Genomic DNA, 11,309 nt, shown 5'->3' with positions numbered 1-11,309 from the left:
GATTGATAACTTAAACAAATATACACTTAGCTAAATTGCCCACGAAGAGGCTGTTTAATAATTACTTTTTAATGATGAACAGCGGCGGGTCAGAATGATTCCAGCTGGCCTTTTACCTGTTCCATCAGCCACATAGGGGTTGATGTTGCGCCACATATACCGATCCTGTCATTTGGATTGAACCAGCTCAGGTCCAGTTCATCAATGCTTGAAATAAAATACGACTGCTCATTGTATTTTTTGCAGACATCATAAAGTACCTTGCCGTTGGACGATTTTTTACCGGATACAAAGATGATCCTGTCGTAATTGACTACAAACTTCTCCAGATCTTCATAACGGTTTGATACCTGGCGGCAAATGGTATCATTGGCCTTTACTTCATATCCCCTGCTCAGCAGCTGGTCTTTGATGTGGTAGAATTTCTCGGTGCTTTTAGTGGTCTGGCTGTACAGCGTAAACTTTGCCGGCAGCTCTACCCCATCCAGTTCTGCAAGATCCTGGAAGACAATTGCATTTCCGTCAGTTTGCCCCTGCAGGCCGATTACTTCTGCATGTCCGTGTTTACCGAAGATCAGGATCTGCTCCCGCTCATCATATGAATTTTTAATCCTGTTCTGTAATTTCAATACCACAGGGCAGGAGGCATCAATTAAAATCAGGTTATTCTGCAGGGCAAGCTCATAAGTGGAAGGTGCCTCGCCATGTGCCCTGATCAATACTTTTTCGTTGTGAAGGGCCTGCAGCTGCTCGTGATCTATGATCCTTAAACCTTTATCGGTCAGCCGGCGTACCTCTTCATCATTGTGTACAATATCACCCAGGCAATATAAATAATCTTCTTCAGCCAGAATATCTTCGGCCATTTCTATTGCATAAACAACTCCAAAACAAAAACCTGAAGCTTTATCAATAGTAACAGACAAATCGTATTTCATATCATTTATTTTATCAATGGCCATCGCGCTCACAATTTGAACTACAAAATTACACAAAAAGAGTTTGGTTGTTTGTTATCTTACCAACATATTAGCAATATAAGCTACGCTTACTTCTGATAGCCGGAACTTTTTTTTCTGATCATACGCATCGTGCGCCTGTAACTTTCGCGAATGACTGCAGCCAGCAGGAAAAGCATTTGGACGGGATGCAGGAGCACATTCCAGACGGGGTTCTGACCAGAAAGGAAGGAGATCATGATCCTGCTGAGGAAGATGAGGCCTGCGGGAAGAATGAGGAGGCTGTACTCGTAGTTCAGCAGCATAATCAGCGGGCCGGTAACCACAAGCAGCACATACAGTAAAGCAGCAATGATGTTATTGCCAAAAGCTTTTAGCAATTGTCCTCCGGTTTTGCTGAATAAACGATTCGTATTGAGCGGTGCAGGCAGAGAAATCAGCTGATGTCCGATCAGGGTTTCTACCTTGAAGCCTTCCTCCTTTACAGCCCTGACCACATCTACTGCTTCAGGGATTTTTTTATTAACTTTCTGCTGCCAGCCGTATGCTTTATAGGTTTCGGCCTCAAAAAACATGCATTCACTGCTCCCTGCAGCGAAAACGGGACTTGAAAAGAGGCGTACCAGTCTTAACGGAATCAGGTTGAACAGGATGAAACTGTTTAAGGGAAGCAGGATATGGTTCATCAGGCCCGAGAGTTGCTGACTGGGAAAAATATTGAGCAAAGTAAGGTTAAAGACTTTCATCCTGTAGATGAGACTGTTGATGAAAGCATTGTGGATTACAACCTGAGGCTCCAGGAACAGCAAGTATTCGCCTGTGGTCTCTTCAACCGTAAAAGTGTTTCTTTTTCTGAGCTGAAAGCGGGGATCACTGTCACACAATGCTTTGAGCTCAGCACTGGTTTTTAATTTCACAGGCTGGATAACGATCACTTCTATATTCGTATAATCCTGTTTTTTAAAGGAATTCAGCAGGTTGATCAGGCTGTAGGAATCCGTAGTTACCTGTATAATTACAGACACCTTGCTGGTAAAATGCTTTTTGTATTTACCCAGTTTCGGGTTGGACAGAAAATTAAACAGGGTGACACTAAAACGCAGTACCAGGAAGATCAGGATGATATAAATGAACGCCAGATTAAGCATAATCAGCTCAGGTAAACGCCATCCTCCTGCCCTTCCACATCCAGGACCACATCCACATGTTCCTTTAATACGGTAGCCATCTGCAGGCCTACAAAATCTGTAGCTACAGGGAATATTTTATGGCTTCTGTCTACCAGTACCACGGTACGAATCTTTTTATGGGGGGTATTGAGAAATACACCAAAGCCATAGGCCAGTGTTTTGCCGCTGTTCAGCACATCATCCACGAGGATTATTACTTTATTTTTGACTTTCGCCGGTTCCGGATCGGTCACAGCAGAGAGGCTGCTTTTATCTTTCTCCAGTTCTATTTTAAACATGGTTACTTTCAGATCTGATATGTCGAGCAGGATATCTTTTAGCCGCAGTGCGAGTTTATATCCCCTGTCCCAAATACCTGCCAGCACAATTTCCTTTTCATTTAAGTTATCTTCCAGGATCTGGTAAGCCATACGGTTGATTTTTTGCTGGATTTGTTTTTTATCTAGAATAAGTAATCGTGAATCGGCCATTTGTAAATGTTTGTTATCGTACAAAAAGAAGGATTTTATGCTTCGGAATCAAATATCTGAAAAATAATTTCAAAACGTTGCAACGTTTGGACCTGTATGGCGTCTAATTTAGATAAACCTAACAGAAATAAACAGATATGAAATCATTATCCTTAATCAAACCAGCGTTTTTATGCCTCTTCACAATAGCGGCCCTAACGCTGGATTTAAAAGCCCAGGAAACCAAGAATGTAGCTATAAATAATTTCTCAGAAGTTTCCGTAGGCGCAGGTATAGGCCTTTATATCACTCAGGGCAGTTCTGAATCGGCCAGAATAGTTGCTGATGACGATGTAATCGACGATGTTGTGCTGGAGAAAAGCGGCAACCGCATCAAAGTAGGCTGGAAAGATAGCTGGGGCATAAAGAAAATGTGGAAAAACAGGAATGCAAAAGTATACATCACCTATAAAAAGCTAAACAGCATCTCTGCCAGCAGCGGAAGTTCCCTGACTACCCAAAACACTTTAAAAACCGATCACCTCGATGCATCCGTATCTTCTGGTGCCAGCATGAATGCCAAAATATCCTGTAATGAACTACAGCTGCAAACCAACAGTGGTGCTTCGGTCTCCCTCGCAGGAACAGCTACAAATATGGAAATTAAATCCAGCTCCGGAAGCTCCGTAGATGCTTTAAATCTGGCTACTCAGTATGCAAGGGCGGATACCCACTCAGGTGCCGATATCAAAATTAATGTGACGAAGGGACTGGAAACTAACACCAGCAGTGGCAGCAATATCCGTTACAAAGGTGCCGCAGCTTTAAAAAACATAAGCAATTCCAGAAGTTCAAGTGTATCCAGAATAGATTAATGAATATATTTGGCTACCAGAAATATACTCATTCCTATGAAATCCTTGCAATTAATCAAGTCAGTTCTCTTTTTATTCCTGATCACATCTCTCAGCTCAGCTGCCAAAGCGCAGGCTGAGCAATCCCGGGATGTCGTCTTAAAAGATTTTTCAGAAATCCATGTCAACACCGGCATAGAACTGATTATCACCCAGGGCACAACGGAGTCTGCAAAAATTGTTGCAGATGAAAGCCTCATCAACGCAGTGGTCGTGGAACAATCGGGAAACAGTGTGAATATCAAATGGGAGCTGATCAAAAGCACTAAGAAAAGATGGCTGAACAGAACTGCAAAGGTGTTTATAAGCTATAAAAACCTGAACATTCTTGAGGCCAGCGACGGCAGTTCTGTGAAAACGGAAAATGCCATCAAAAGCGGTATCCTCAATATCGCAGTATCCTCCGGAGCCATAGTATCAGCTTCATTGGACTGTCCTCAGCTACAGGTAAAAATAAGCAGCGGAGCCTCTGCTTTACTGAAGGGATCTGCAGGTAAATTAACGCTGGAATCCAGTTCAGGCAGCCGGGTAAATACACTGGACCTTCTGACTGAGTACGCAAATGCAACTGCCAGTTCAGGTGCCGATGTAAAGATCAGCGTAAGCAAAGAGTTGCAAGCTACAGCTAACAGTGGAGGCAATATCCGGTACAAAGGCAGCCCTGTTGTTACAAACTCGGCGGGTTCCAAAAGCGGCAATGTAAAGGCTATACTTTAAGCCTGGCCACCATGCTTTGACATCATGCTTTCCAACCATGATTTGACACCATGCTTTCCAACCACGCATGGCCACCATGCTTTGACATCATGCATGTCCACCATGCTTTGCCACCATGCTTGTCCACCATGCATGGCCACCATGCATTGGATACGCTGAAAAAAAATAATGAACCCTTCTATCGCTGCCTTATGGTGCCCTTCAGCAGCATGCAGCAGCGATAGAAGGGTTCATTATTTTTTAGAGAAGATCTAAAAAATATTACCTTTTCGAAGCACCCGCAGTATAAGGGTAATAAATAAAATTCGCCCCTTCAGGAACAATAACAAAAACACACATATAATCTTCAGGCTTTTTATAAGCCTTTAAAAACAAATCCTTATAAGCCGGCTGAATAATCCCCTTCTCTACAAACTCTTCAAACATGGAAGCCTGGATAGTCCAGTTCGTATTCAGTTCTTCCCTGTTCAGAATCATTTCCCCTATTGACACTGTATGCTGATGGGCCACAAAAATCGGATGCTTGGAAATGCCTTCAGCAATAATCTCGATAGCAATTTCATGAATCGAATCTTTATACAACTCAAGATCTTTTTCGAGACTCACCAGCGGGCTCACTTTCTTCTCCTGACCTGCCTGATCAGGCTGCTGCGGCATTAATTCTTCTATATCCATGTCTAATTATTTAATCAGGTTTAACAAAACTACATTTTCGACATGCTGGGTATGCGGAAACATATCCACCGGCCTGATCCTGCTCACTTCATATTTCTCTTTCAGCAAAGCCAGGTCTCTTGCCTGCGTAGCTGCATTACAGCTTACATAAACAATTTTCTCAGCTTCCATTTCGAGTAAACGCTCAACCACATCAGTATGCATCCCTGCGCGCGGAGGATCAGTAATCACAACATCCGGTTTACCATGTTCTTCAATAAACGCAGTAGTGAGAATATCTTTCATATCACCCGCATAGAACAGGGTATTGGCAATCCCATTCAGTTCTGAATTGAATTTCGCATCTTCAATAGCCGTAGGCACATACTCCACGCCAATTACTTTTTTCACACTACCTGCGATAAAGTTTGCAATTGTACCGGCACCAGTGTAAAGGTCGTATACCAGCTCGTCGCCTTTAAATCCGGCAAAATCTTTAGTAATTTTATACAATTCATGCGCCTGCAATGAATTGGTCTGGTAAAAGGACTTAGCGCCTATTTTAAATTTAAGCCCGTTCATTTCCTCGAAAATATACTCCCTGCCAGCATAAGTTATCACATCCTGATCAAAGATAGTATCATTCTTTTTCTGGTTGATAATATACATCAGCGAGGTTAGCTCGGGGAAATTAATCTTCAGGTATTCCATCAGACCGTCTACCTGTTCCTGCTCTACGTAAGCAAACACTACTACCACCATTACCTCACCGGTTGAAGAAGTTCTGATGATCAGATTGCGCAGGTTTCCTTCATGGTTACGAAGGTCATAAAAGCTCATACCGGTCCTGAGTGCATATCCCCTAACCTGGTTTCTCAGGGTATTTGAAGGTTCTGCCTGCAGGTAACAGTGCTGGATATCAAGGATCTTATCAAAGCGCAGCGGCACGTGAAAGCCAAGGGCATTCATTTCCAGGTCATCACGATCTTCCATGTCCTGGGAGTTCAGCCAGCGCTTATTTGAAAAGGTATATTCAAGTTTATTACGGTAATATTTGTTTTCTGCCGAACCCAGGATAGGTTCCATCGAAGAAGTATCCACTTTTGCCAGTCGCTGCAGCGCAGCTTCAACATTTTTCTGTTTAAAGTGCAGCTGTGCGTCATATTGCATGTGCTGCCATTTGCAGCCCCCGCAGGTACCAAAATGCTGGCAAAAAGGGTCGGTCCTTAAATCAGATGCAGTATGCAGCGTTTCTATAACAGCCTCTGCAAAATTCTTTTTCTTTTTTACAACTTTGACATCAACGATATCGCCTGGCACGGCTTTATCTACAAACACGACTAACTCGTCTGCTTTTGCTACTCCTTTGCCCTCTTCAGCAATATCAATGATACTTAAGTTGGGAAGGATAGTAACTGTTCCAGCTTTTCTATTTCTACTCATTCTGCTGCAAAGCTAAAGCTTGTATTTAACAGTTCCTATTTTTTGGGCACAGGGATTTCAGGGGCATGAGATTTATACCCATCAACAGATGATCTGTAATCAGCCTTTATTTTCCAAAAACCTTCAGGATTAATCCAAAAATGCCTTCAACGAGATTAAAGCTCACATCAAATTTTTCATCAACCAAAATAGAAATTTCTAAGATCTCTTTGCTCATTTGAAACGACGTTATACGTAAATATAACGGTTTCTATACCGAAAACCAAATCGGTACACACAGAAATAACACTAACTTATCCGCTTGTTAATACCGGACAGGCTTAAAGTGCCGCTTTGACCAGGAAAGGGAGTATTTCCTTTTGGAAACTAACGAAATTTTTGCGCACATCAGAATCGCTGACCGATGTAAATGCGAAAGAAAAAACTATGCTTTTGCTTGCTTTCAGCAGAAATGCCAGTCCTTCTCTTCTGGAGGGGTTATTTTTGAAGTGGTCGAGCCCCAGGTATGCGGATAGCAGCAGCGACTCCAGCTGGTCTGACAAATGTTTGAGAAACTCCTGTGAGTTTGCGTTTTCGCGGACAAAGTCCCAGCCGATAAACTCATTGCATACCGTATAGGTAAGCCTGCATGTTTTCATCACCAGTGCTTTCAGGTGCTCTTCCTCATCGCTGAACTGCGCTTTATTTTTTAAGATTTCATGGAGATTCAGATCAAGGTAATCCATCAGGATCGCATCCAGCACCTGCTCCTTACTCTCGAAATATTTGTATATGGTAGCTTTGGCGATCTTTGCCTTTTTGGCGATTTCGTTTACGCTGGTCTTATGATAGCCATATTTCCTGAACAACTCTTTAGCAGCTCTAATGATGCTCTCTTTAATCTTTTCTGGTTCCATCAATTAGTTACTTGTAACGTATTACCTGATACTCTTACACTATACTGCTTTAAAGAAAGGGTAGCCGGGGCTTTCGCCGGACTACCATCTTCTAAAAGAAATTTTGCTCCGGAACACGGATCGGAAACTGTAAAAGCTCCTTCATCCAGAACAACGGCGCACCTGTTTTCGGGGTTCACCGTGCTGCAGCGATCATATGCTACGTAACCGTTGAGTATTGTTCTGTACAACACCAGACCGGATACGCCGTAACCATTGATCAGTACTGCGCGACCTGAACTGCTTAAATTGATCAGCCTTGGATCTGTTAAAGGAAGGTTCAGGTTAACAGCTACATCAGGTACTACATTGGTAGCCTTCCCGCATCCACTAACAACCAACACCAATAAAATTATCCAGGCAGCTCTGAACATTAGATCAACGACGTTTTAAACTGTTTAAGGAACCTGGCGTCATTTTCTGAGAACAGACGCAAGTCCTTTATTTCAAATTTCAGGTTGGCAATTCTTTCTATACCCATACCGAATGCAAAACCACTGTATTTTTTGCTGTCAATGCCACAGTTTTCCAATACATTGGGGTCTACCATTCCGCAACCTAATATTTCTACCCAACCGCTGTATTTACAAAGCTGGCATCCTGAGCCTTTACAAATTGTACAGGAAATATCCATCTCTGCTGAAGGCTCGGTGAATGGAAAATAGGATGGGCGGAAACGCACTTTTGTTCCTTCGCCATAAAGTTCCTGCACAAAATAGAAAAGCGTCTGTTTCAGATCGGCGAATGACACCTTTTCGTCTACATATAAGCCCTCTACCTGGTGGAAGAAACAGTGTGCCCTTGCGGAAATAGCCTCGTTGCGGTAAACCCTTCCTGGCATTAAGGCCCTGAATGGCGGTTTGCCCGCTTCCATCATCCTAACCTGCACTGATGAAGTATGAGTTCTTAATGCAATATCTCCGTGTTCACCTCCTTTTCTGATAAAGAACGTGTCCTGCATATCTCTTGCCGGATGTTCTTCAGGAAAATTCAGTGCAGAAAAGTTATGCCAGTCGTCTTCTATCTCCGGGCCTTCTGCAACCACGAATCCCAGTTTGCTGAAAATATCAACAATCTCTCTTCTTACCAGTGCCAGCGGATGTCTTGTTCCTACCTCGAAGCCTGCGCCCGGAAGCGTCAGGTCCAGACCTGAATCTTTGCCTGCAGCTGCTGTGCTGTCCTGTTCTTTTAGGGTCTGATATTTTGCTTCTGCAAGCTGTTTGAATTCATTTAAAACTTTCCCCAGTGTCCTCTTTTCTTCCGGTGAAACAGCCTTGAATTCATCAAAAATATCTTTTATAATTCCTTTTGTACCAAGGAACTTTATTCTAAATTGCTCTAATTCATCTGCATTTTCAGTTGAAAAAGCATTTATCTCAATCGTATACTGTGTGATCTTATCCTGCAACATAATGCCAAATATACAGCTAATCCTTAATATATTTATAACAGGCATTCCTTTACATTGCAGGGCCGCCTTCTGAAGAAATCAAAAAGCGGCCCTGCGGAGATTTAAAAAAAAATTAATCCCGGATTACTTTCAGCTCTTTACCGACTTTCACAAAAGCGGCGATGGCCTTATCCAGATGGTGCTGCTCGTGCGCCGCTGACAACTGAACCCGGATACGTGCCTTGCCCTGCGGAACTACAGGGTAATAGAATCCGATTACATAGATCCCTTCATCCAGCATTTTAGCTGCAAACTCCTGTGCCAGTTTTGCATCGTACAGCATTACGGGAACAATCGGATGCACACCTTCCTTGATATCAAATCCGGCAGCGGTCATTTGCTGACGGAAATACATCGTATTTTTCTCAAGTTTGTCCCTGAGTTCAGTGGTTTCACGCAGCAGGTCAAGCACTGCAATAGAAGCACCTGCGATAGCTGGTGCCAGTGTATTGGAAAACAGGTATGGTCTTGACCGCTGGCGCAGCATATCAATAATTTCTTTTTTACCGGCAGTAAATCCCCCGGAAGCGCCACCCAGGGCTTTTCCTAAAGTCCCTGTGATAATATCGATCCTGTCAATTACCCCACAGTGTTCATGCGTACCCCTTCCGGTTTTGCCCATAAAACCAGAGCAGTGCGACTCATCGATCATGACCAGTGCATTGTATTTATCTGCAAGGTCACAGATTTTATCCAGCTGTGCAATGGTACCGTCCATAGAAAATGCACCATCGGTAACAATGATTCTGTGTCTGTTTGCCGAAGCGGCTTTCAGCTGCTCCTCCAGGTCGGCCATATCATTATGTTTATAGCGGAATCTTTTGGCTTTGCAAAGGCGTACACCATCGATAATCGAAGCATGATTGAGCTCATCAGAGATGATTGCATCCTGCTCGTTAAACAAAGGTTCGAATACTCCGCCATTGGCATCAAAAGCCGCTGCATATAAGATCGTGTCTTCAGTACCCAGAAATTGAGACAGTTTTTCTTCCAGTACTTTATGTACATCCTGCGTTCCACAGATAAAACGGACAGAAGACATTCCGTAGCCGTATTTGTCAATAGCATCTTTTGCTGCTGCCGTTACTCTTGGATCTGAGGAGAGACCGAGGTAATTATTTGCGCAGAAATTTACAACTTCCTGCCCGGTGCTGACTTTGATATCTGCCCCCTGGGGAGTTACAATTACGCGTTCACGTTTGTATAATCCGTCTTTCTCTATTTGCTCAAGTTCCTGTTTTAGAACAGGTTGTAATGTTTTGTACATAGCGTTGTTTATAATTGATCGGCCAAAGTTATAAAAATATCACTATACTGCTGCCTGCAATATCTTCTGCAAAACAGCGTTTTGCGATTTTGGGCAAACAGGACCTACAAAACCTGCTTGTCACTCAGCATTAACAAAATAAATGTGCTCCTAACGTGCTAATCGCTTTAAATTAACATTGATGAATAAAAAATAATTTAAACCACTTACATATTCCGATAATTATTTCTTATATTGCAATAAATTATAAGGGTAAGATAAATCAGCCTTTTAAGTAAAAAGCTATATATTAATTATTAAACTTCTTAATTAGATAAATGACTGACAATCAAAGAGAAAATTTCGGACCACGATTAAAAGAGATACGTCTGGCGAAGAAAATGACACTTCATGAGTTTTATGGCGTGATCTCAAAGCATGTAAACAACTTCTCGCCTATAGAAAATGGCGCAAGGAGCATCGGTAAACGGCTTTCGGAAGATGTGATACGGCACTATCACATCAATGAAGCCTGGCTGGCCACGGGGCTGGGAAATATGTTTACCGATGACGAACTGAATACTGCTACCCTGGCCAACAGATACGATAGTACTGAAGGTGTACCTTTTATCAATATTAATCCATCTGAGATCTGTTCAGGTGAATTTAACATCCTGCGGGAAAAACCGGAATACTATGTAAACTTCAGGCCCTTCAATGACTGTGACGCTTACTTACCAGTATACGGGGACAGCATGTACCCGAAGTATGCAAGCGGAGAGATTATTGCGGTGAGGGAAGTGATCAACAAAGATATTATTCAGTGGGGCGAGGCTTACCTGATCATTGCTGACGAATACGCGAACAACATCACAACCGTGAAGCTACTTTTTGAGCACGACAGCAACAGCAAAATCGTTCTCCGGGCATCAAATCCCAATTATAAAGGAGATACCATCCTGGACAGGAATGCCATCAAAAAACTGTTTCTTGTAAAAGGAAAGATCACCAGAAATCAACTGTAGGATGCTTTACAAATATTGGTTAACAAGAAAGGGATGATCCATCCAGAGTCATCCCTTTTCTAACCAAATATAAACCTGTATGAACGGGTTTTTCTTTTATGATAGTATTTAAAACATACAGTTCTCAGAAGAGAAATTCCATAAATTCAATACTTATCGTGTCAATCTCGTCATTTATCAGACCTTCAACACCCGAAGATGGCAATTCCAATCATTCACTACACAATATTAACACTTTTTAACAACTTTGCATAAGACGGAACTTACTTTATAAGCGAAATGTCAAAAAGTTAACGTGAAATACCATAATTTATTATTGTTTACGCT

General features: G+C 42.4%; 12 protein-coding genes. 3 read left to right on the top strand and 9 right to left on the bottom strand.

Annotated features, from left to right (window positions below; all coding sequences use genetic code 11):
• Positions 1 to 89: 89 nt before the first annotated feature.
• The 3 genes from ABWY16_RS14675 to ABWY16_RS14665 form a co-directional block, all read right to left on the bottom strand.
• Positions 90 to 938 (bottom strand): 4-hydroxy-3-methylbut-2-enyl diphosphate reductase, encoded by an 849-nt coding sequence (locus ABWY16_RS14675; RefSeq protein WP_353905396.1) that lies wholly within the window; start codon positions 936 to 938, stop codon positions 90 to 92.
• 110 nt (positions 939 to 1,048) lie between these two features.
• Positions 1,049 to 2,107, bottom strand: a complete 1,059-nt coding sequence (locus tag ABWY16_RS14670) for a glycosyltransferase family 2 protein (protein WP_353905395.1) — start codon at positions 2,105 to 2,107, stop codon at positions 1,049 to 1,051.
• 2 nt (positions 2,108 to 2,109) lie between these two features.
• Complete coding sequence (locus tag ABWY16_RS14665; RefSeq protein WP_353905394.1) at positions 2,110 to 2,619, bottom strand: phosphoribosyltransferase family protein; 510 nt, start codon at positions 2,617 to 2,619, stop codon at positions 2,110 to 2,112.
• 137 nt (positions 2,620 to 2,756) lie between these two features.
• On the opposite strand from ABWY16_RS14665, the gene ABWY16_RS14660 reads away from it, so the two are divergent.
• Together ABWY16_RS14660 and ABWY16_RS14655 are read left to right on the top strand one after the other, a co-directional pair.
• Positions 2,757 to 3,473 carry a GIN domain-containing protein gene (locus tag ABWY16_RS14660; protein WP_353905393.1) on the top strand — a complete coding sequence of 239 codons (717 nt, stop codon included), beginning with the start codon at positions 2,757 to 2,759 and terminating at the stop codon, positions 3,471 to 3,473.
• A gap of 36 nt (positions 3,474 to 3,509) precedes the next feature.
• Positions 3,510 to 4,229 (top strand): head GIN domain-containing protein, encoded by a 720-nt coding sequence (locus ABWY16_RS14655; protein ID WP_353905392.1) that lies wholly within the window; start codon positions 3,510 to 3,512, stop codon positions 4,227 to 4,229.
• A gap of 261 nt (positions 4,230 to 4,490) precedes the next feature.
• Here ABWY16_RS14655 and ABWY16_RS14650 read toward each other — a convergent pair whose 3' ends face one another.
• The 6 genes from ABWY16_RS14650 to kbl all read right to left on the bottom strand — a co-directional run bounded on the left by ABWY16_RS14650 (position 4,491) and on the right by kbl (position 9,978).
• A complete protein-coding gene (locus ABWY16_RS14650; protein WP_353905391.1) occupies positions 4,491 to 4,904 on the bottom strand; it encodes a hypothetical protein in 414 nt (137 codons plus the stop codon).
• 6 nt (positions 4,905 to 4,910) lie between these two features.
• Positions 4,911 to 6,326 (bottom strand): 23S rRNA (uracil(1939)-C(5))-methyltransferase RlmD, encoded by a 1,416-nt coding sequence (rlmD, locus tag ABWY16_RS14645; protein ID WP_353905390.1) that lies wholly within the window; start codon positions 6,324 to 6,326, stop codon positions 4,911 to 4,913.
• A gap of 320 nt (positions 6,327 to 6,646) precedes the next feature.
• A complete protein-coding gene (locus ABWY16_RS14640) occupies positions 6,647 to 7,222 on the bottom strand; it encodes a TetR/AcrR family transcriptional regulator (protein ID WP_353905389.1) in 576 nt (191 codons plus the stop codon).
• Entirely contained in the window at positions 7,222 to 7,635 is a 414-nt protein-coding gene (locus ABWY16_RS14635; RefSeq protein ID WP_353905388.1) for a Rieske (2Fe-2S) protein, read from the bottom strand. The genes ABWY16_RS14640 and ABWY16_RS14635 overlap by 1 nt, the downstream gene beginning before the upstream one ends.
• Positions 7,635 to 8,672: a phenylalanine--tRNA ligase subunit alpha gene (gene pheS, locus ABWY16_RS14630; protein ID WP_353905387.1), complete on the bottom strand. Its 1,038-nt coding sequence runs from the start codon at positions 8,670 to 8,672 to the stop codon at positions 7,635 to 7,637. The genes ABWY16_RS14635 and pheS overlap by 1 nt, the downstream gene beginning before the upstream one ends.
• A 112-nt stretch (positions 8,673 to 8,784) precedes the next feature.
• Positions 8,785 to 9,978 (bottom strand): glycine C-acetyltransferase, encoded by a 1,194-nt coding sequence (kbl, locus tag ABWY16_RS14625; RefSeq protein WP_353905386.1) that lies wholly within the window; start codon positions 9,976 to 9,978, stop codon positions 8,785 to 8,787.
• 317 nt (positions 9,979 to 10,295) lie between these two features.
• Here kbl and ABWY16_RS14620 point away from each other — a divergent pair, with 317 nt between their 5' ends.
• Positions 10,296 to 10,982, top strand: a complete 687-nt coding sequence (locus tag ABWY16_RS14620) for a S24 family peptidase (RefSeq protein WP_353905385.1) — start codon at positions 10,296 to 10,298, stop codon at positions 10,980 to 10,982.
• Positions 10,983 to 11,309 lie beyond the last annotated feature (327 nt).

Origin of the sequence: Pedobacter sp. (assembly GCF_040513095.1) — a bacterium.
Classification (GTDB): Bacteria; Bacteroidota; Bacteroidia; order Sphingobacteriales; family Sphingobacteriaceae; genus Pedobacter.
The sequence above is the reverse complement of the archived record's forward strand: the minus strand, read 5'-3'. Positions and strand labels throughout refer to the sequence as shown.

What these genes read in the sequence shown, in the direction of transcription:
- ABWY16_RS14635 (WP_353905388.1), bottom strand. Translation starts at nt 7,635, where the DNA reads ATGTTCAGAGCTGCCTGGATAATTTTATTGGTGTTGGTTGTTAGTGGA.
- ABWY16_RS14660 (WP_353905393.1), top strand. Translation starts at nt 2,757, where the DNA reads ATGAAATCATTATCCTTAATCAAACCAGCGTTTTTATGCCTCTTCACA.
- rlmD (WP_353905390.1), bottom strand. Translation starts at nt 6,326, where the DNA reads ATGAGTAGAAATAGAAAAGCTGGAACAGTTACTATCCTTCCCAACTTA.
- ABWY16_RS14675 (WP_353905396.1), bottom strand. Translation starts at nt 938, where the DNA reads ATGAAATACGATTTGTCTGTTACTATTGATAAAGCTTCAGGTTTTTGT.
- ABWY16_RS14665 (WP_353905394.1), bottom strand. Translation starts at nt 2,619, where the DNA reads ATGGCCGATTCACGATTACTTATTCTAGATAAAAAACAAATCCAGCAA.
- ABWY16_RS14640 (WP_353905389.1), bottom strand. Translation starts at nt 7,222, where the DNA reads ATGGAACCAGAAAAGATTAAAGAGAGCATCATTAGAGCTGCTAAAGAG.
- ABWY16_RS14670 (WP_353905395.1), bottom strand. Translation starts at nt 2,107, where the DNA reads ATGCTTAATCTGGCGTTCATTTATATCATCCTGATCTTCCTGGTACTG.
- ABWY16_RS14650 (WP_353905391.1), bottom strand. Translation starts at nt 4,904, where the DNA reads ATGGATATAGAAGAATTAATGCCGCAGCAGCCTGATCAGGCAGGTCAG.
- ABWY16_RS14620 (WP_353905385.1), top strand. Translation starts at nt 10,296, where the DNA reads ATGACTGACAATCAAAGAGAAAATTTCGGACCACGATTAAAAGAGATA.
- kbl (WP_353905386.1), bottom strand. Translation starts at nt 9,978, where the DNA reads ATGTACAAAACATTACAACCTGTTCTAAAACAGGAACTTGAGCAAATA.
- ABWY16_RS14655 (WP_353905392.1), top strand. Translation starts at nt 3,510, where the DNA reads ATGAAATCCTTGCAATTAATCAAGTCAGTTCTCTTTTTATTCCTGATC.
- pheS (WP_353905387.1), bottom strand. Translation starts at nt 8,672, where the DNA reads ATGTTGCAGGATAAGATCACACAGTATACGATTGAGATAAATGCTTTT.